Here is an 18920-nt window from a genome sequence, read left to right on the forward strand (position 1 = left end):
GGAAACACCGTGCTGGAACAGCAGGTGAGCATGTCGACGTCCACCATGCTCAACCTCATTCGCCGCACCGGCGCCGAACCCCACACCGTGCTGGCGAGCACGCCGACGTGGGAGGACGGGCAAGCCAGGAAAACGGCCGATCAGCGGGCCGACGCCGAGTTGGCCCGCCTCGGACTGCACGACGGCCGGGGTGTACACCCCGGCCTGATGGCCACCGTGGAGGTGATCGCTCGACCCGCGTTGGAGTACTACGCGTGGATCAACGGCGGCATCGAGAAACAGGCCCTCAACTACACGGTGTTGGCGGGAACGGCGTCCGGTGAGGCATTCGTGCTGGTGCGGAACTCGGACGCGAACGCCGTGGTGCTCGGGTCCGTCCACCCGAACGAGCTGATGGAGAACTTCATCGCTCAGTTGCCGAACCTCCGACCGGGTCGGGGACAGGCCCTGTCGGTGCCGAAGAGCGAGCTCACCGGTGACGCGAAGCGCCGGGAGCTCGACGAGGGCAACTTCTCGGTGATGTCCACGGGGCGACGTACTCCCACGAGCACCGCGGTGGCCGAGATTCGTCGCATCCTCGGGCTGCCACGGCTGGGCGGCGGCAGTCTGTACGTCGCCGCCCGCAGTCGTGGAGGCAAGCGGGAACGCGCCGAACGCCCCGTGAATTACATCGACACCTCGGAGGGGCGTTGGCTCACCGAGGAGGTTCCGGGCAGTGGGGAACCGGTCATCGCCTTCTCACCGGCGTCTCCCCAACTCCTCACCGAACGGCTACGTTCCGCGCAGAGCCGTCTCCCGGTCACCTGATTTCGCACCACCCGTTCAGTCCAGCGTGCCATTACGCAACGCTGTGTCACTTTGTCCACAGTCGCGGCCCGAGGCATCGAGGTGCCTCGGGCCGCGACACGCCGACGGGTGCTTCTCGCGCGACACGCCGATAATTCCCCCACAAAGTTCTCCACAAGTTATCCACAGGGTTTGACCAGGGCTTTTCTCAAACCGGACACAAGTTATCCACAGTCTGTCCACAACTTTCGGCGAACCTGTGGTTAGTTCGGGCCAGTCATCCCCAAGTTATCCACAGCTCTATCCACAGGCTGGATTGCGATGGTCCTTCCGAGCGATCTAGCGTGCCGATCGGATGCACGAAACGCGGGTCCTCCCACCCGCCTCCCATGTCGTCCCGCCTTAGACTGTCGAACGTGTGTTCGACATCGTGTCGACCTTCCAGGAGGTGCCTGCACCAGTGGCGATCACCGACGACCGCGGTCCCGCGTTCACCGCCGAACAGGGCGGGTTCGAACGCCAGCCGCCGCAGGACACGGCGGCGGAGCAGTCGGTGCTGGGCGGCATGCTGCTGTCCAAGGACGCGATCGCCGACGTCATCGAGGTGCTACGGCCGGGCGACTTCTACCGTCCCGCCCACCAGGCCGTCTACGACTGCATCCTCGATCTCTACGGACGCGGTGAACCGGCCGACCCCATCACGGTGTCGGCGGAGCTGGAGCGCAGGGGCGAACTGGCCAGGGTCGGAGGCGCACCGTACCTGCACACGCTGATCGCCACCGTCCCCACGGCCGCCAACGCCGGGTACTACGCGAAGATCGTGGCCGAGAAAGCGATCCTGCGCAGGCTCGTGGAGGCCGGTACTCGCATCGTGCAGTACGGCTACGGCGCCGACGGTGACGGCGGGGACGTCAACGAGGTCGTCGACAGGGCACAGGCGGCGATCTACGAGGTGACCGAGCGCCGTACCAGCGAGGACTACGTCGCGCTGGAAGAGCTGCTCCAGCCGACGATGGACGAGATCGACGCCATCGCCTCCAGGGGCGGCACCGCCCAGGGCATCCCCACCGGGTTCGCCGACCTCGACGAGGTGACCAACGGGCTGCATCCGGGACAAATGATCATCATCGCCGCCCGACCCGGTGTCGGTAAGTCCACGCTCGGGTTGGACTTCGCCCGCTCCTGCTCCATCAAGCACGGCATGACCAGCGTGATCTTCTCGCTGGAGATGAGTCGTACCGAGATCGTCATGCGCATGCTGTCGGCGGAGGCGAAGATCCGGCTCGCGGACATGCGCGGTGGTCGAATGTCCGACGACGACTGGACGAGGCTGGCTCGGCGGATGAGCGAGATCAGCGAGGCGCCGCTGTTCATCGACGACTCCCCGAACTTGACGATGATGGAGATCCGCGCGAAGGCTCGGCGGCTCAAGCAGCGCAACGATCTCAAGCTGATCGTCGTCGACTACATGCAGCTCATGACCTCGGGCAAGCGCGTCGAGTCGCGGCAGCAGGAGGTCTCGGAGTTCTCGCGGCAGTTGAAGCTGCTGGCCAAGGAACTCGAGGTGCCCGTGGTGGCGATCAGCCAGCTCAACCGCGGTCCCGAACAACGCACCGACAAGCGCCCGATGCTCGCCGACCTGCGGGAGTCCGGCTCGCTGGAACAGGACGCCGACATGGTGTTGCTCATTCACCGCCCCGACGCCTGGGAGCGCGACGACCCGCGTGCGGGCGAGGCGGACCTGATCCTGGCCAAGCATCGTGCGGGCCCGACGAGCACCATCAGCGTGGCGCACCAGCTCCACTACAGCCGCTTCACCGACCTCGCCACCGAGTAGGACCGGCGCCCGAAGCGCTCCCCCATCGCTTGGCTCACGAGAGCACGATTCCGGCATCGCACAAGGCCTGCTCCAGACGCAGGCGTTCGACGTCGCGTTCGACGCCCTCGGCGAATTCGTCGAGATGGTGGGAAACGCCGACAGACTCGCAGGTCTGCGCGAGGAGAGTGTCGTAGGCGGCGGTGGCGGCCCTCCTCCGGACGACGGGCGTTCCGGGACCGAAGTCGGCGAGTGTTCGGCGTATGCGACGTAGGTCCGCCGCGAGTTGTTCGACGGGTGGACGGCCCGGCGTCGGCTTCCGTGCCCTCCGCCGCCGGAACTCCGCGATCCAGCGCGACACGGAGAGCACGGCGGAGAAGGCCAGCGTCGGAGCCGCCACGACACCGAGGTAGATCAGGACGTTCCCGACCATGCCCCATGGTAGGCGCGAGGTGAAGCTGGCAAACAGGACAGCGCGCGGGTATCTTCGTTGTTGAAGTTTCAACTTTGGAGCTGTGATGGCCGACCGCATGCCCGTCCTGTACCTCAGCCACGGCGCGCCGCCGCTCGCCGACGACGTCGTCTGGACGAGGGAGCTGGCCGACTGGGCCGCGAACCTGCCTCGCCCGAAGGCGATCCTCGTGGTCTCCGCGCACTGGGAGGAAGCTCCCCTGACCATCGGCGCCACAACCACGGTGCCGCTCGTGTACGACTTCTGGGGCTTCCCCGAGCGGTACTACCGGGTGACCTACCCCGCTCCGGGAGCGCCCGAACTCGCCTCCACCGTCGAACGCCTGCTGCGTGGCACCGCCACTCCCGTCCGTCACGCCCCCGCTCGCGGCCTCGACCACGGGGCCTACGTGCCGCTCGTGGAGATGTTCCCGGCCGCCGACATTCCCGTGCTCCAGGTGTCGATGCCCTCCCTCGACCCGACCGAGCTGTTCCACTTGGGGCGCAAGCTCTCCCCCTTACGCGACGAGGGCGTCCTGGTGATCGGCAGTGGTTTCTTCACCCACAACCTGAGCGCGATGCGCACCGGTGTCGACGGGCCCCCGCCCTCGTGGTCGGCCGAGTTCGACCAGTGGGGAGCGGAGGTCCTCGCCGCGGGAGACATCGACGCCGTGCTCGACTTCGAGAACAAGGCCCCCGCCCCCTCGCTCGCGCACCCGCGTACCGAACACTTCGCTCCGCTGTTCGTCGCGCTCGGCGCACAGCTCGCCGGCCCGCCTCCGCGCACGATGATCGACGGCTACTGGTTCGGTCTGGCGAAACGCTCTTTGCAGCTCGACTGACGTCCCCGTCACACCGAGCGAGTCACGAGCCCGGCACATCACGAAACCGATACGGTTACGGCGTGAGCGAGTCGGTACACGGAACTGGGGGCCGTAACGGCCGCGGCAAGGTGAAGGCACCCGAACCGTCCGGGAATTCGGACGTCAGCGGGTGGGTTCCCAAGGGGCTACGGGTGGGCGCCGCCCTCTCATGGCGGTTCCTCGTCATCGTGGCGGCCCTCTACGTCGTCGTGTGGATCATCGGCTACCTCTCGTTCGTGGTGGTGCCGATGGCCATCGCACTGTTGCTCGCCGCGCTGCTGGCACCAGCCGTACGGCGGCTCACGGAACTACGCATGCCGAGGCCCCTCGCGGCGGCCGTGGTCCTCATCGGGGGGCTCGGCGTCCTCGGCGGCCTGCTCACGTTCGTGATCCTCGAATTCACCGGCAGCCTTCCCGAACTCCAGCAGCAGCTCAACCGAAGCCTCGACCAGGTGAAGGACTGGCTCATCAACGGGCCACTGCACCTGCGTGAGACGCAGATCGTGGACTTCGTCAACAACGCGGTGGAATTCATCCAGAAGAACCAAGCCTCCATCGCGGACAGCGCGCTCACCACGGCGGGCACCGTCGGCGAGATCCTCACCGGCTTCCTGCTGACGCTGATCGTGCTGATCTTCTTCCTCGTCAACGGCGAGGAGATCTGGAACTTCCTGATGCGCGGAGTTCCGGCCCCCGTGCGCTCCCGCTTCGACACGGCCGGTCGGCGGGGCTTCACCTCGCTCGTGAGCTACGTGCGAGCCACGGCGGCCGTGGCCGTGGTGGACGGTGTGGGGATCGGCATCGGCCTGTGGATCGTCGGCGTACCGCTGGTGTTTCCGCTGGCCACGCTGGTGTTCCTCGGCGCGTTCATCCCCATCGTGGGCGCAGTCGTCACCGGTGCCGTCGCCGTGCTGGTGGCCCTGGTGACCAACGGGTTCGTCACCGCGTTGGTCGTGCTCGCCATCGTGGTGGGCGTGATGCAACTCGAAAGCCACGTGCTGCAGCCACTGCTGCTGGGCAGGGCCGTGCGCCTGCACCCGCTGGCCGTCATCCTCGCCATCACGGTGGGCATGACGACGGCGGGCATTCCGGGCGCGCTGTTGTCCGTGCCGGCACTGGCGGTCCTGAACTCCGGCATCAGGTCGCTGCTGAACGATCGCGCGCTTCAGCCGAAGACCGAGGAGGCGACCGATGACACCGAAGGGGGCGCCGAGGACGATCCGGAAGCCCCGAGATCCGAACCTCGGGAGCCCGACCGGGTATGAGTGCCTCACCGTCTCTGCGTGACCCGGCGACACCGCTGTGGTACGGCGCCGTCGTCCTGCGATGGGTGACGCTCTGTTTCGCCCTCGGGGCCGTCCTGGTGCACCTCGACGGCTACGTCCGTCCCCTGCTGGCGTGGGCGGCGTTCGGCTGCATGGTCGTCTGGACCTGCGTGACGAGCATCGGCTACACGCGCGCCTGGGGACGAGCCCCGTGGTTCGTGATCGTCGACGTGCTCGTCACGTGCGGCATCATGCTCACCTCGCCGTTCGTGCTCTCCGACGTCCAGTACGCCGAACTGGCCCCACTGGTGACCACGGTGTGGGCCGCGGTGCCTCCGCTCACGGCGGGAGTGAGATTTGGCGCTGTCGGCGGTGTCGTGGCGGGGCTGGTCATGACAGTGTGCACAGCCGTGGCGAGGATGGAGATCAACCTGGACGTGGCACGCGACGGGGTCCTGCTGACCGCGAGCGGCCTGCTGTTGGGCGTCACGGCCACGACGGCCCGGCGTTCCCAGGAGGCGTTGGCACGTGCCATGCGCACGGAGGCCGCCACGGCCGAACGCGAACGTCTCGCCAGGTCCATCCACGACAGCGTGTTGCAGGTGCTGGCGCGAGTGCGCAGACGGGGGTCCGAGCTCGGGGGCGAGGCCGCCGAACTCGCCCGGCTCGCCGGCGAGCAGGAGATCGCGCTGCGGGCACTGGTCACCACGGAGCCTCCGGGCACCTCGGAAAACGACACCGCCGACCTGCGTTCGGCACTCCAGTTGCTGTCCACGTCCCGCGTGCAGATCGCGGCACCCGCGGGGGAGGTGACGATGCCGTCGCAGGTCGTCGACGAACTCGTCGCGGCCGCCAAGGAAGCACTATCCAATGTAGACAAACATGCGGGACCTTCCGCGAAGGCGTGGATCCTGCTCGAAGACCTGGGGGAGGAGATCGTGCTGACGATCAGGGACGACGGCCCCGGAATACCGTCCGGGAGGCTCGAACAGGCCCTCGCGGAAGGACACCTCGGCGTCGCCAAGTCGATCAGGGGGCGGGTCGCCGAGCTCGGTGGGACGTGCACGCTCGAAACCGCTCCCGGCGAAGGCACCGAATGGGAACTTCGCGTCCCGAGGCCGAGACCAGGAAGGAGAGCCCGATGACGGTGTCCGTGATGATCGTCGACGATCACCCGATCTGGCGCGACGGTGTCGCCAGGGATCTCGCCGAGCACGGCTTCGACGTCAAGGCCACCGCACCCGACGCCGACGCGGCCATACGCATCGCCCGCGCCGTGCGCCCCGACGTCGTGCTCATGGACATCAACCTCGGCGGCACCTCGGGCGTCGACGCGACCAGGGCCATCACCGGCGAACTCCCGGACACCCGCGTGCTGGTGCTCTCCGCCAGCGGTGAGCACGACGACGTCCTGCAGGCCGTGAAGGCCGGGGCCTCGGGATACCTCGTGAAATCGGCCTCGGTGGCCGAACTGGTGGACGCCGTGCGCCGGACGTCCGAGGGCGATCCCGTGTTCACCGCGGGCCTGGCGGGCATGGTGCTCGGGGAGTACCGCCGTATGGCCACCGCCTCGACACCGGGTGATCCGCCACCCCGGCTCACCGAGCGCGAGACCGAAGTGCTGCGGCTCGTCGCCAAGGGGCTCACGGCCAAACAGATCGCCGATCGGCTCGTGATCTCCCATCGGACCGTCGAGAACCACGTGCAGTCGACGCTGCGGAAACTCCAGCTCCACAACCGCGTCGAACTGGCCCGCTACGCCATCGAGCACGGGCTCGACGGCTGACAACTCGGGGCTCATTTCAGGGTTCTTCCGGATCTCGGAAACGCCCACGCTCCCTAGCATCGGTGGCGTGAACGAGGAGCGGGCAGACAACGACCAGTCGAACACCGACGAAGGATTGACCATGGAGCAGCGCAGGCTCCGTGGGTTGCGGGTGTCGGACTCGGAACGCGAGCACGTGGTCGAGCTGCTGAAGACGGCGACCGGCCGCGGCATGATCAACCTGGACGAGTTCAGCGAGCGAGCCGACATCGCCTACACCGCGCGCACGCGGGGCGAGTTGAACGACGTACTCATCGACCTCCCCGGCCTGGTGCACCCCGATGCCGTCCCGGTGGTCGGCACCGTCGTCGGGGCCGGGACCGCCTTCGCGCCCACGCCGTATGCGACCGGCGAGCCGCTCGTGCTGCGGGCACACGGCTCGGTCCTGGTACGCAAGGGAACGTGGGTGGTCCCCGGACACCTGGTGGTGCGCAACCGGTACTCCGAGACTCGCCTCGACTTCACCGAGGCGCAGGTGAGCACCAACGTGGTGCGGATCGAGATCGACGTCAAGTGGGGCGGGCTGACCATCGTCATCCCCCACCACGCGAGCGTCGACCTCAACGAACTACAGGACCTCAAGTGGTCCACGGTCAACGACCGGACCCGAGGTGACCTCGGCACTCCGCGCTACGTCCTCACCGGTCGGGTACACGGCAGCACGTTGACCGTTCGGTACCCCCGCAAGGGACTGTTCTCCTGACTCCCGACCCCGAAGGACCGGGGAGAATCATTGGCCCTCGGCCACCGCGACGCGTGCCGCCGCGGCCGTGGACGCGGCCACCGCGGCACGAGCGGCGCGCTCACAGTCGGCGAACGTCGCCGACGCGAGACTCGCGCCCACCGCGCGCACCGAACCCGCGTTCATGGACAGGCTCGTGATACCGAGTCCCACCAGCACCCGAGCCAACAGGGGGTCGGCGGCGGCCTCGCCGCACACACCCGCGGGCTTGCCCTTCTCCTTCGCGGCCTCGCCCACGAGGGCGATGAGTCGCAGCAGCGCGGGCTGCCACGGGTCGTTCAACGCCGCCACCGCGCCGAGCTGCCGGTCGGCGGCGAAGGTGTACTGCGCGAGGTCGTTTGTGCCGAGCGACACGAAGTCCACGGCGTCGAACACTTCCCGCGCGGTCAGCGCGGCCGAGGGAACCTCGATCATCACCCCCGCCCGCGGCAGGCCCGCGGCCCGGACCCGCTCGGCGAACCACGCGGCCTCCTCCGCGGTGGCCACCATCGGTGCCATCACGGAGACCTCCGCCCGCGCCTGCTGGGCCGCACCGGCGATGGCTTCGAGCTGTCGGTCGAGCACCCCGGTGCGCTCGGCCGACACGCGGATGCCACGCACCCCGAGAGCCGGGTTGGGTTCGTCCTCCTGCGACAGGAAGACCAACGGTTTGTCGGCGCCCGCGTCGAGGGTACGCACGACGACCGGTTTGCCCGCGAACGGTTCGAGCACGGCGGCGTAGGCGCTCCGCTGGCTGTCGACGGAGGGCTCGGAATCGACGTCCAAGTAGCAGAACTCGGTGCGGAACAGACCGACGCCCTCGGCTCCCGCCTCGGCGGCGGCCACCGCGTCGGGTGGCGCGCCGACGTTGGCGAGCACCTTGATCCGGTGGCCGTCCGAGGTGGCGCCCGTCCCGTTCCAGTCGACTCCGGCGGCCTCCGTCGCCGTGACGACGGGAGCGTTCGGATCGACGGCCTTCACCTCGCCGGTCACGCCGTCGACGGACACGGCCTCCGCGTCGAAGGCGAGGGCGCCCTTGGCCGCCACCACGGCGGGAATCCGCAGCGAACGCGCGAGGATGGCGGTGTGACTGGTGGGGCCGCCTTCCTCCGTGACCAGCGCGAGTACCCTCTCGGGGTCCAAGGAGGCGGTGTCCGCCGGAGCAAGATCGCGGGCGAAGAGCACGCTCGGACGTTCCAGGGTCGGCACCCCGGGTGGCTCGATGCCGAGCAGTTCGGCGATGATGCGATCCCGTACGTCGTGGATGTCGCGTACGCGCTCGGCCATGTAGCCGCCCGCGGACGCCAGCGCCGTCGCGAAGTTGTTCGCCGCCTCGTACACCGCCCGCGCCGCGGGGATGCGCTGTGCCGTCACGAGCTGCTCCGCCTGGCTGACCAGTGCCGGGTCGGCGGCCATCGCCGCCGTGGTGGTGAGGATCGTGGCGGCGTCCCCACTGGCCGCAGCGGCCGTCGCCTCAAGACGCGAGGCCACGGCCTGTGCCGCCGGGGCGATACGCGCGGCCTCCGCGTGTGGGTCCTCGGGAGCCGGTGTGGTGGCCGGTTCCTCGATCGACTCGGTGACCTTGACGACGGGGCCACTGGCGCGGCCGGGGCTCACTCCGACCCCGGAGAGCTGCGGTTCACGCATGCTGGCTCACCTTAAGTTCGGCGACGGTGGGATAGGACGGCTGGGCGCCTCGGCGGGTAACCGAGAACGCCGCGACTCGCACGGCCCGCTCGACCGCGTCGGGAAGCGCGGCTCCATCACAGAGCGCGGTGGCCAACGCCCCGGCGAAAGCGTCCCCGGCCCCGGTGGTGTCGACGACGTCGACGCTGGGGGAGGGTACCTCGGTCAGCCCGTCGGCCTCGACGACCACGGCGCCCCGCGCCCCCGCGGTCACCACGGCGGTACTCGGCCCGAGATCGAGGAGACCGGACAGCTCGGGGGCCCGAACGGGCGTGTCCTCGGCCTTCCCGAGCAGCAAGGCCGCCTCGTGCTGGTTGACGAGCAGCAGATCCACCGCGGCGAGCGTCTCCTCGGGGACGGACGCCACGGGGGAGAGGTTGAGGATCGTCCGCGTTCCCGCGGCGGCCGCCGTGGTGACGGCGTGCTCCACCGTGGCGAGCGGAATCTCCAGCGACGCCACCATGACCCTGGCTCCGGGCAGGGCGGCGGTCACGTCCTCGGGACGCAGCGTGCGGTTGGCTCCGGGTGAGACGAGGATCGAGTTCTCGCCGTCGGGCGTCACCGTGATGAACGCGAGTCCGGTGGGCTTGGAGACCACGCGCACGAACTCGGTCCGCACCCCGGACTCCTTGAGGGAATCGAGCAGGAGACCGCCGTGCGCGTCGTCGCCCACCGCGCCGAGAAGCGCGACGTCGGCACCGAGCCTGGCCGCCGCGACGGCCGTGTTGGCACCCTTGCCGCCGGGCAGGGTCTCCGTGTCACCTCCCAGAACGGTCTCCCCACCCGCCGGACGACGCTCGGCGGTGACCACGAGATCGGCGTTGGCGGACCCGACGACGAGCACCTGTGCAGTCACATCAGCAAGAGTGCCACGGAAGGTGGCCACCTCGCCGACATTCCCCCCATCGATCACGGGTGGTGTGGCCTACAGCGTTTCAAGTTGTGAGGATGTGAAGTTCTTTGTAACTTTCACACCCGCCAGAACGACAGGTAGGCGGAAGCCCGTGAAGCTCACCCGATAGGGTGAAGTTGGTGCCAGTGCGTCACAACACCACCACGAGGAGTTCTTCACTGGCACCACCGCCATAGCGCGGGGTGTGTCCGAACTCCCGTGAGGGAGCGTCGGGCATCGGGTCGCCGGCATCGGTCACGTAGCCCCCCGAGTGATCGGTGCCGGCGGCGCCCGGCCCGCTACTACTTCACCACATTCACCAGACGACCCGGCACGACGATGACCTTGCGCGGCTCGGCGCCGTCGAGCAGCGCCGCGATCTTCTCGTCGGCCAACGCCGCCTTCTTCACCGTCTCGACGTCCGCGTCCGCCGCCACCGACATCCGCGACCGGACCTTGCCGTTGACCTGGATCGGGTACTCGACGGTCTCGTCCACCAGGTACTTCTCGTCCGCCGTCGGGAACGGCCCGTGCACCAGCGTGCCCTCGTGGCCCAGCCGGTTCCACAGCTCCTCGGCGATGTGCGGACACATCGGAGCCAGCATCAGCACCAACGGCTCCGCCAGGGCACGCGGCGTCGCCTTCGCCGAGCCGTACGTCTTCGTGACGTAGTTGTTCAGCTCGATGAGCTTCGCGCCGGCCGTGTTGAACCGCAGGTTCGCGTAGTCCTCCCGCACCCCGGCGATCGTCCGGTGAAGCTGGCGCAGGTCCTCGTCGGTCGGCTCGGCGTCGTCCACACGCACCTCACCGGTGGACTCGTCCACCACGAGCCGCCACAGCCGCTGCAGGAACCGGTGCGCCCCCACGACGTCCTTCGTGGACCACGCCCGCGACACGTCCAGCGGCCCCATCGCCATCTCGTAGAAGCGGAAGGTGTCGGCGCCGTAGGTCTCGGCGATCTCGTCGGGAGTCACGACGTTCTTCAGGCTCTTGCCCATCTTGCCGTACTCCTGCTTGACCTCCTCGCCGTTGTAGAAGAACTTGCCGTCCTTCTCGACGACCTCGGCGGCCGGGACGTAAACACCACGCGAGTCGGTGTAGGCGTGGGCCTGGATGTAGCCCTGGTTGTACAGCCTGCGGTACGGCTCCTCCGACGACACGTAACCCAGGTCGTAGAGCACCTTGTGCCAGAACCGCGCGTACAGCAGATGCAACACACCGTGCTCGACACCGCCGATGTAGAGGTCCAGACCACCGGGATCGTCGGCGCCGTGCTCCTCCGGCCTCGGCCCCATCCAGTAGCGCTCGTTCTCGGGGTCGACGAACCGCTCGTCGTTCTTCGGGTCGATGTAGCGAAGCTGGTACCAGCACGACCCCGCCCACTGCGGCATCACGTTGGTGTCGCGACGGTAGGTCTTCGGACCGTCGCCCAGGTCCAGCGTCACCTCGACCCAGTCGGTGGCCCGCGCCAACGGCGGCTCCGGCTCGGCGTCGGCGTCCTCGGGGTCGAACGTCTTCGGCGAGTAGTCGTCCACCTCGGGCAGCAGGACCGGGAGCTGGTCCTCCGGCAACGCGATCGGCATGCCGTCGGAGTCGTAGACGATCGGGAACGGCTCACCCCAGTAGCGCTGCCGCGCGAACAACCAGTCACGCAGCTTGTACTGGACCGTGCCCTCGCCGTAGCCCTTCCGCTCCAGCCAGTCGATGATCTTCGCCTTGGCCTCGTCGACACCCAACCCGTTCAGGCTGATCTCGTCGTTGGCCGAGTTGATCGCGGGTCCGTCGCCGGTGAACGCCTCACCGTCGAAGTCCTCGCTCGGCTGCACCGTGCGGACGATCTCCAGTCCGAACTTCGTCGCGAAGTCCCAGTCGCGCTGGTCCTGGGCGGGCACCGCCATGATGGCGCCGGTGCCGTAGCCCATCAGCACGTAGTCGGCGATGAACACGGGGATCTGCTTGCCGTTCACCGGGTTGATGGCGTACGCACCGGTGAACACACCCGTCTTGTCCTTGCTCTCCTGACGGTCGAGCTCGGACTTGCGCGATGTCTCGCGCCGGTACGCGGCCACGGCCTCGGCGGGGGTCGCGGCACCACCGGTCCACCGCTCGTCGACCCCTTCGGGCCACTCCGCGGCGACCAGGTCGTCCACCAGCGGGTGCTCCGGCGCCAGCACCATGTAGGTAGCGCCGAAGAGGGTGTCCGGACGCGTGGTGAACACCTCGATCGTGTGCTCACCCGAGCGGAAGCGGACGTTCGCGCCACGCGAGCGACCGATCCAGTTCCGCTGCATCGTCTTGATCTTCTCCGGCCAGTCGAGCCGGTCCAGATCGTCGATCAGCCGGTCGGCGTACGCGGTGATGCGCATCATCCACTGGCGCAGGTTGCGCCGGAACACCGGGAAGTTGCCGCGCTCGGTGCGCCCCTCCGCGGTGACCTCCTCGTTCGCGACCACCGTGCCCAGGCCGGGAGCCCAGTTCACCGGCGCCTCGGACAGGTACACCAGCCGGTGCGAGTCGATGATCTCGCGCTGTTCCTTGCGCGACAGCTCGTTCCAAGGTCGCCCGTCCGGCGTGGCCCGCTTGCCCTCCGCGTAGGCCTTCTCCAGCTCGGAGATCGGCCTGGCCTTGTTCTGCTCGGTGTCGTAGTAGGAGTTGAAGATCTGCAGGAAGATCCACTGCGTCCACCGGTAGTACTCGACGTCGGTGGTCGCGAGACGGCGCCGCTCGTCGTGTCCCAGACCCAGCCTGCGGATCTGCTCCAGGTACCGCTTGATGTTGGCCTCGGTGGTGGTACGCGGGTGCGTGCCCGTCTGTACCGCGTACTGCTCGGCGGGCAACCCGAAGGCGTCGAAGCCCATCGTGTGCAGCACGTTCCGCCCCAGCATGCGGTGGTAGCGCGCGTAGACGTCGGTGCCGATGAAGCCCAAGGGATGGCCGACGTGCAGCCCCGCGCCCGACGGGTACGGGAACATGTCCTGCACGAAGAGCTTGTCCGACGGTACCGGCTTCTCACCCGCGAGCGGGCCCACCGGGTTCGGCGCGTGATAGGTGCCGTGCTCGGTCCAGTAGTCCTGCCACCGCTTCTCGATCCGCGCCGCCAGCTCCGCCGTGTAGCGGTGCGTGGGGGCCGCCTCGGTGCCGTCCGTCATCGCGATTCTCCTTCTGAACCCGCCTCCAAAAACAACGCAACCCCTCAGCCCGAGGGCATGAGGGGTTCGCCGCGCCGACCGAGGTATTGGTCAGCGCGGCCCGCTAAGGAGCGAGCGTGCCGTCTTCATCACTCCACATGGTAACCGCCCAGCGCACGGCAGTGGTAAAAGGTCGGTGAAGGCGGTCGCCGTGGGCAACAGCACGCCCGCGCATCCCCTTCGCCGGTCGGCGGGCAAGTATCCTCTGAAAGCGTGTTCGTGCTCGCGTTGATTCCCGCACTGCTCGGCGTTCTGGTTGGTTGGGGCGGCTACCTCGGCTGGCGGGAGAAGCTCCCCCGCTCACGCGGCGCCGGAGTACGGACCGAAGCGACCATGCGCAGCGACGAGGCCTTCCGCGTGGCCAACCGCGTGGCGGGTCTGCCCACGATGGTCGCCGGCGCCGTCGGCGTGTTGGCGGGCGCCGCCGCGCTGGCCATGCCCGACACCCTCGGCGCGGTGTTCGCCGCGACCTTCGGGGTCATCGCCGTGTTCGTCCTCGTTGCCGGTGGCGGCATCCTCGGCCACCGTGCGGCCAGCGCGATCCCGGCTCCCGTCGAACCGGCGGGCTGCGGCGGTTGCGCGTGCGGTGGAGGCGGCTGCGGCGCCCTGCGCTGACTCAAGCCACCGGATCGGGTTCCCGGTCCGACGTCTCGGCGCGGAACCGGCGCAACGACTTGTTGCCCACCGCCAACGCACCGAGCCCACCGAGGCACAGCAACCCGCCCGACACCGCCGCGAATGCCGGTGAGGTGGCTCCCGCCACCGCGCCCGCCCGGAAGTTGCCGAGGTCGGGCAGCGACGCTCCCACCACGAACTCCACTCCGCTGACCCGGCCGCGGTGCGAGTCCGGCGTCGCGAGCTGGACGAGCGCTCCGCGCGACACCACCGACACCGTGTCGGCCGCACCGGCCACCGCGAGACAGGCGAGCGCGAGCCACAGCGGTGTCGCGAGGCCGAAGCCCACCAACGCCAAGCCCCACACCGCCGCGGCGACGAGTTGCACGACCCCGAGTCGGCGCGACCGAGTGAACGAACCGGACAGGAACCCGGCCACCAGACCCCCCACCGCGACGGCCGACAGGAACCATCCGAGCGTCCTCGGGTCACCGGAGAACCGCTCGTCGTTCAGCGCGGGGAAGAGCGCGATCGGCATGGCGAGCACGGTGGCGCACACGTCGGTGAGGAACGCTCCCGCGATCACCGGCGTCCGGGCGACGAAGGTGAGCCCTTGCACCACCGTTCCCGGCCGCACGCGAGTTCCTCCGGTGGGCCGCATGGCGGGAAGGCGCAGCACGCCGTACGCGGCGATCACGAGACTCCCGGCGTCGGCCGCGTAGCAGGCGCCCGGCCCCCACGTCGCGATGGCCACCCCACCCAACGCGGGCCCGACGAGCATCGCCGCCTGGAAACTCAGGTTCGACAAGGCCAGCCCCGCACTCACCTGCTGCTCGGGCAACAGCGTGACGACGAACGTCCGCCGGGCCGGCGCCCCGAGCGCGGCACAGCCGGACTGCACCCCCACCAACGTCAGGAGCAGGGCGAACGAATCGAGCTGCGCAAACGCTTGCGCGGCGAGTCCCGAGGCGGCGACCACCTGTCCCGCGGTGGTCACGAGCACGAGTCCGCGGCGGTCCAGCGCGTCGGCGAGCACTCCCCCGGCGAGTCCGCCCACCACCATCGGCAGTGCCTGGACCAGACCGACGAGGCCCACCGCCACGGAATCACCGGTGAGCTGCCAGGACTGCGCGAGCACCGCTACGGTGGCGAGCTGATAACCGAATGAGGAGCAGGACGTGCTCACCCAGAGCCGCCGGAAGGCGGGGTTCGTCCGCAGCGGCCGTATGTCGAAGACGCGCTCCAGCAGGCTCACGACGGCGGCCGCCGTTCGATTCGGGCGAGGTGCGCGGCGATCCGATCGCGGAACGACCGGGCGCGCAGTGCCCGCTCCATGTCACGTACGGCGCGGGCCAGCGAGTACGGCAGTTCGGCGTCCAGTTCGGCGATCGCCTTCTCGGTGGCCCGCCACTCGGCCTCCAGGAACGGCAACAACTCACGCGCCGCGTCGGTCAGTTCCACCAGCTTCGTCCGCGCGTCGGTTCCGGAGCGGGTGCTCACCAACCCGTCGCGTTTGAGCACGGCGATGGTCTGGCTCATCGCCGAGTGCGTGACGCCGGTGGCCACGGCGAGTTCCCGGATGGTCATAGGACCACGCCTGCCCAACCGGATGAGCGGCATGGCGTGCCGGGGCCGCACCGGGACGTCGCGCTCGGCGTAGAGCCGCGCGATCTCGGCGTCCATGGCGTCCCGCAGGCGTCGCAGTGGTCGCCAGAAGTCGTCGTCGGTCGGGTCGGGGGAACTCATGACACCACTATAACAGCGGTTATATAAGCGCTGTTACGATTCGCTGGCCCGCCGCGCGGAGCCTCAGTTGCGCCGGAGATCCCCCGGATGCGTGGCGAGCAACGCGGTCGGCAACCCCTGCCTGCGGAGTACGTGTCCCCACAGGTCACGCGTCGGCGTGGCGAGCACGTCACTCGGCAACGCGGGCACGATGAGCCAGTCGCCACGGTCGATCTCGGCGGCGAGCTGCCCCGCGTCCCACCCGGCGTACCCGGCGAACACCCGCAGCCCGCGAACCTTCGTGGCCAGCAACTCGGGATCGGAGTCGAGGTCGACGAGCGCGACCGGGCCCCGCACCCCGATCACCCCCGGCACCGTCGCCGCCGTCTCGCCGGTGCGAAGAGCAGCGAGACACAGCGCGGTCTTCTTCTCCACCGGCCCGCCGACGAACACCGCCCTCGGCTCGGCGACGTGATCGCCCCACCGGGGCAACACCTCGTGCACACCTACTTCACTGGGCCGGTTCAGCACAACGCCGAGCGTGCCCTCGGCACGGTGGTCGATCACGAACACCACCGTGCGACGGAAGTTGGGATCGAACATCGTGGGGGCAGCGACCAGCAGTGTCCCCGGTTCCACCGCGGCGTCTGAGCTCACGTTCTCCATGATCCCACCCCTCGCCCCCTTCGAAGGTGCGGTATCGCCGCATCGGCGCAATCCGAGCAGGCGTTAGGCTCCTCGCTCGTGACCACGGCTGGCAACACGGCAGCGATCACCGTCACCTCGGCCGACGGCCTCGTGACCGCCACTATCGGCCCCAACGGTGAGTTCGAGGACCTGGAGTTCGCGCCCGAGGTGTTCGACCGGACCACCCCGGCGGAACTCGCGGGGACCGTTCTCGACGTCATTCGGCGAGCGGGACACGGCGCCCGGCGGGAACTCGAGTCAGTGGCACGACCATTCACACCTTCGGACCTTCCGCAGCCGCCGAGGCCCCCGAGGCCGACGCCGAAGCGCGGCCGGCGCGCCCGATAGGTTGAAGATCCGGGCTGACTCGTTGCTCACATCGGCGGCATCCTGCTGCACCGCGTCCCACAGGCACGGTAAAAAGCGTGTGAGGTAACGGGGGACACACTGACCGAGGGGGAAACCGTGCGCTACAGAGTCGAGGTGGCCGACCGGCCCGACGCGTTGTACGCGCTGTGGGACGGTCGTATCTTCCGCGCCCACCGCTCCACCGCCGACGGCACCGTACTGCTCGTCGTCCCGGAGGGTGAGGAAGCGCCCGAGGGATTCGACACGACGTCCAACGGCAGGCCCGCCAAGGTGGTGTCGGCCGAGGAGGCGCCCGCCACCTTCGCTCTGCACACCTACTGCCTCTACGACGACGAGCCGTACCTCATCGAACCGCGTTCCGCCGAGGCGGAGCTGACGCTGCGGTGGGCGGGCACCGACGAGGAGGTCGCGAAGGCCCTTGGACTCTCGGGCTTCAGCACGACCACCGACGACCCGGAGACACTCACCGCGCTGTGGCAGGAGCGGCACGACTTCGCCGACGACAACGCTCCGCGCAGCGAACCCGGCAGCGGGGACGCGGAGGTGTTGTTGCGGGCCATCGGGCACACCCTGCGTTCCTTCCTGCCTCCCGGCTGGCAGCGGGTCGCCGCGCAGTTCCGGCAGCTCGGCGACTACTCCGAGCTGGAGGTCAGGGCCGTCGCCGACGACGTGATCGTGTCGTTGTCGGCCCCGCCCCAACTGGGGCAGCTGTTCTCCCAGCTCCGCTCGGCCATGTACAAGCCCGACGAGGGCACGTGGTTCCAGGGCACCTACACGCTCGACTCCGCCTCGAACTTCGACTTCGACTACGACTCCTCCACCGAGCCGGCGTGGCGACTCGCCCCGGACGACCGCAGGACGGCCGCGAGCTACGACGTGGAACTGCGGTACTACCCCCGCAAGAACGTGCCGAACTGGCTCGCCGCGAAGGCGGGCCTGCCGCTGGACGTGCACTTCCGGCACGCCAGGGTGGTCGACGGCCATGCGGCGGGGGAGAAGCCGGTGGTCAACCGCGCGCCCGTCCCGCCGGAGCAGGTGCGCGACTTCCTGAACTACCTGTACCGGGCGCCGGTGGTGCACACCAAGCCGGGCGCGCTGCCCGACCTCTTCGTGCCGGGGCCTCCCAACGTGCCCGACGCGTTCCACACCGACGGCACCTGGATCTGGCCCGCCGCCGTACCGCACTACCTGCGCAAGTACGGCGTCCCACCCGAGCCGGACCTGCTCGACCACATCCGCGCGAACGGTTTCGTGGTGCCCTACGTCCCCGCTCAGGTGCGTGCCACCGCGGAGGCGGACATCCTCGGCGCGCCCCGACCGCCGCAGTCCCCACGAGATCTCCCCACCAGCGACCCGGTGAGCAGCGTGGCTCGGGGGGAGGAGCCCAAGCGGGCACTGCGCGCCTCCGAAGTGCTGCGAATGCTGCGGGAGCGCCTGGCCGAACTCGGTGTGGCCGACGACGCCTACCGGATCGGCGAGGCCATCGACGGCGCGTGGTGCCTGCGCCGTACGCCGCGAGGCTGGGAGGTGGCACTCCACTCCGAGGGAGCGCCGGTCGAGCCGCGTTACTTCCGCCGAGCGCAGGACGCGGCCGAGGCTCTGCTCGGCGCGCTGCTGCTGTTCCCCGGCCGCGCTCGGCCCGAGGCCTCCGAGCCCGCGGCGGAGGCGGAGCCCGCGCAGCACGCCGGCGACTGGCCGATCCTGCCGCTTCGGGGCGAACCCCCGTTGCACTTCTACCGGCGCAAGCGTTTGCTCACTCTCCCGGCGGGCACCGTGGTTGACCGGTACGGCAACGACGCGGGCAACCTCGTGCACCCGAAGGACACGCCGTTCGCCGAGACATCGCTGACGTTCGAACGGGAGTTCGAACGTCGCCGCTACCGCGTGGTGCGGCCGATCGGAGTGCTCAGCGGGGTGCTGCGCCCGTGGGGCCCGCTGCCCGGTGGCGCCGTGGGTTACCTCCTGCCACGCGCGATCGGTCAGCACGTCGAAAGCGGAGCGCTGGAGCCTTTGACCTAGTCCCGGCGGACCG

Annotated in this window: 17 protein-coding genes; 10 read left to right on the plus strand and 7 right to left on the minus strand. The window is 69.2% G+C overall.

The window, feature by feature from the left end; genetic code table 11:
- Positions 1-9: 9 nt before the first annotated feature.
- Both SACGLDRAFT_RS21105 and dnaB read left to right on the plus strand, forming a co-directional pair.
- Entirely contained in the window at positions 10-807 is a 798-nt protein-coding gene (locus tag SACGLDRAFT_RS21105; RefSeq protein ID WP_040919405.1) for an ESX secretion-associated protein EspG, read from the plus strand.
- Between the two features lie 439 nt (positions 808-1246).
- Positions 1247-2623 (plus strand): replicative DNA helicase, encoded by a 1377-nt coding sequence (gene dnaB, locus SACGLDRAFT_RS21110; RefSeq protein WP_005467080.1) that lies wholly within the window; start codon positions 1247-1249, stop codon positions 2621-2623.
- Between the two features lie 34 nt (positions 2624-2657).
- Here dnaB and SACGLDRAFT_RS21115 read toward each other — a convergent pair whose 3' ends face one another.
- The gene (locus SACGLDRAFT_RS21115) at positions 2658-3035 is read right to left on the minus strand and encodes a hypothetical protein (RefSeq protein ID WP_005467081.1); all 378 of its coding nucleotides are present in this window, start codon (positions 3033-3035) and stop codon (positions 2658-2660) included.
- An 85-nt stretch (positions 3036-3120) separates the two neighbouring features.
- Between SACGLDRAFT_RS21115 and SACGLDRAFT_RS21120 the strand changes: the two genes are divergently transcribed.
- The 5 genes from SACGLDRAFT_RS21120 (at position 3121) to SACGLDRAFT_RS21140 (ending at position 7708) form a co-directional block, all read left to right on the plus strand.
- Positions 3121-3894, plus strand: coding sequence for a dioxygenase family protein (locus tag SACGLDRAFT_RS21120; protein WP_005467082.1), 774 nt, complete (start codon positions 3121-3123; stop codon positions 3892-3894).
- Positions 3895-4004: 110 nt separating this feature from the next.
- On the plus strand, positions 4005-5180 hold the full coding sequence (locus SACGLDRAFT_RS21125) for an AI-2E family transporter (protein WP_040919406.1): 1176 nt from the start codon (positions 4005-4007) through the stop codon (positions 5178-5180).
- Positions 5177-6325 (plus strand): MacS family sensor histidine kinase, encoded by a 1149-nt coding sequence (macS, locus tag SACGLDRAFT_RS21130; RefSeq protein WP_005467084.1) that lies wholly within the window; start codon positions 5177-5179, stop codon positions 6323-6325. Before SACGLDRAFT_RS21125 ends, macS begins: the two co-directional genes overlap by 4 nt.
- Entirely contained in the window at positions 6322-6966 is a 645-nt protein-coding gene (locus tag SACGLDRAFT_RS21135) for a response regulator (RefSeq protein WP_005467086.1), read from the plus strand. The genes macS and SACGLDRAFT_RS21135 overlap by 4 nt, the downstream gene beginning before the upstream one ends.
- Positions 6967-7087: 121 nt before the next feature.
- The gene (locus SACGLDRAFT_RS21140; RefSeq protein WP_005467087.1) at positions 7088-7708 is read left to right on the plus strand and encodes a DUF1707 SHOCT-like domain-containing protein; all 621 of its coding nucleotides are present in this window, start codon (positions 7088-7090) and stop codon (positions 7706-7708) included.
- A 27-nt stretch (positions 7709-7735) separates the two neighbouring features.
- Here the strand turns inward: SACGLDRAFT_RS21140 and ptsP are convergent, their stop codons facing one another.
- The 3 genes from ptsP to leuS all read right to left on the minus strand — a co-directional run bounded on the left by ptsP (position 7736) and on the right by leuS (position 13453).
- Complete coding sequence (gene ptsP, locus SACGLDRAFT_RS21145; RefSeq protein ID WP_005467088.1) at positions 7736-9373, minus strand: phosphoenolpyruvate--protein phosphotransferase; 1638 nt, start codon at positions 9371-9373, stop codon at positions 7736-7738.
- On the minus strand, positions 9366-10268 hold the full coding sequence (locus SACGLDRAFT_RS21150; RefSeq protein WP_040919411.1) for a ribokinase: 903 nt from the start codon (positions 10266-10268) through the stop codon (positions 9366-9368). Before SACGLDRAFT_RS21150 ends, ptsP begins: the two co-directional genes overlap by 8 nt.
- A gap of 338 nt (positions 10269-10606) precedes the next feature.
- Positions 10607-13453, minus strand: a complete 2847-nt coding sequence (gene leuS / locus SACGLDRAFT_RS21155; RefSeq protein ID WP_005467090.1) for a leucine--tRNA ligase — start codon at positions 13451-13453, stop codon at positions 10607-10609.
- Between the two features lie 252 nt (positions 13454-13705).
- Here leuS and SACGLDRAFT_RS21160 point away from each other — a divergent pair, with 252 nt between their 5' ends.
- Positions 13706-14107: an SdpI family protein gene (locus SACGLDRAFT_RS21160; RefSeq protein WP_005467091.1), complete on the plus strand. Its 402-nt coding sequence runs from the start codon at positions 13706-13708 to the stop codon at positions 14105-14107.
- 1 nt (position 14108) lies between these two features.
- On the opposite strand, the gene SACGLDRAFT_RS21165 is transcribed toward SACGLDRAFT_RS21160, so the two are convergent.
- The 3 genes from SACGLDRAFT_RS21165 to SACGLDRAFT_RS21175 form a co-directional block, all read right to left on the minus strand.
- Positions 14109-15362, minus strand: a complete 1254-nt coding sequence (locus tag SACGLDRAFT_RS21165; protein WP_005467092.1) for an MFS transporter — start codon at positions 15360-15362, stop codon at positions 14109-14111.
- The gene (locus tag SACGLDRAFT_RS21170) at positions 15359-15853 is read right to left on the minus strand and encodes a MarR family winged helix-turn-helix transcriptional regulator (protein WP_005467093.1); all 495 of its coding nucleotides are present in this window, start codon (positions 15851-15853) and stop codon (positions 15359-15361) included. The genes SACGLDRAFT_RS21165 and SACGLDRAFT_RS21170 overlap by 4 nt, the downstream gene beginning before the upstream one ends.
- Before the next feature lie 63 nt (positions 15854-15916).
- Positions 15917-16498 (minus strand): YqgE/AlgH family protein, encoded by a 582-nt coding sequence (locus SACGLDRAFT_RS21175; protein WP_005467094.1) that lies wholly within the window; start codon positions 16496-16498, stop codon positions 15917-15919.
- Positions 16499-16576: 78 nt separating this feature from the next.
- On the opposite strand from SACGLDRAFT_RS21175, the gene SACGLDRAFT_RS21180 reads away from it, so the two are divergent.
- On the plus strand, positions 16577-16867 hold the full coding sequence (locus SACGLDRAFT_RS21180) for a YbaB/EbfC family nucleoid-associated protein (protein ID WP_005467096.1): 291 nt from the start codon (positions 16577-16579) through the stop codon (positions 16865-16867).
- Between the two features lie 117 nt (positions 16868-16984).
- Complete coding sequence (locus SACGLDRAFT_RS21185; RefSeq protein WP_005467098.1) at positions 16985-18907, plus strand: TNT domain-containing protein; 1923 nt, start codon at positions 16985-16987, stop codon at positions 18905-18907.
- Positions 18908-18920: the final 13 nt, after the last annotated feature.

This window comes from Saccharomonospora glauca K62 (genome assembly GCF_000243395.2).
GTDB lineage: Bacteria > Actinomycetota > Actinomycetes > Mycobacteriales > Pseudonocardiaceae > Saccharomonospora > Saccharomonospora glauca.

Bases quoted from the DNA above. Each gene is read 5' to 3' on its own strand.
- SACGLDRAFT_RS21115 (WP_005467081.1), bottom strand. From the start codon at position 3,035: ATGGTCGGGAACGTCCTGATCTACCTCGGTGTCGTGGCGGCTCCGACG.
- SACGLDRAFT_RS21120 (WP_005467082.1), top strand. From the start codon at position 3,121: ATGGCCGACCGCATGCCCGTCCTGTACCTCAGCCACGGCGCGCCGCCG.
- macS (WP_005467084.1), top strand. From the start codon at position 5,177: ATGAGTGCCTCACCGTCTCTGCGTGACCCGGCGACACCGCTGTGGTAC.
- SACGLDRAFT_RS21135 (WP_005467086.1), top strand. From the start codon at position 6,322: ATGACGGTGTCCGTGATGATCGTCGACGATCACCCGATCTGGCGCGAC.
- SACGLDRAFT_RS21140 (WP_005467087.1), top strand. From the start codon at position 7,088: ATGGAGCAGCGCAGGCTCCGTGGGTTGCGGGTGTCGGACTCGGAACGC.
- ptsP (WP_005467088.1), bottom strand. From the start codon at position 9,373: ATGCGTGAACCGCAGCTCTCCGGGGTCGGAGTGAGCCCCGGCCGCGCC.
- leuS (WP_005467090.1), bottom strand. From the start codon at position 13,453: ATGACGGACGGCACCGAGGCGGCCCCCACGCACCGCTACACGGCGGAG.
- SACGLDRAFT_RS21170 (WP_005467093.1), bottom strand. From the start codon at position 15,853: ATGAGTTCCCCCGACCCGACCGACGACGACTTCTGGCGACCACTGCGA.
- SACGLDRAFT_RS21175 (WP_005467094.1), bottom strand. From the start codon at position 16,498: ATGGAGAACGTGAGCTCAGACGCCGCGGTGGAACCGGGGACACTGCTG.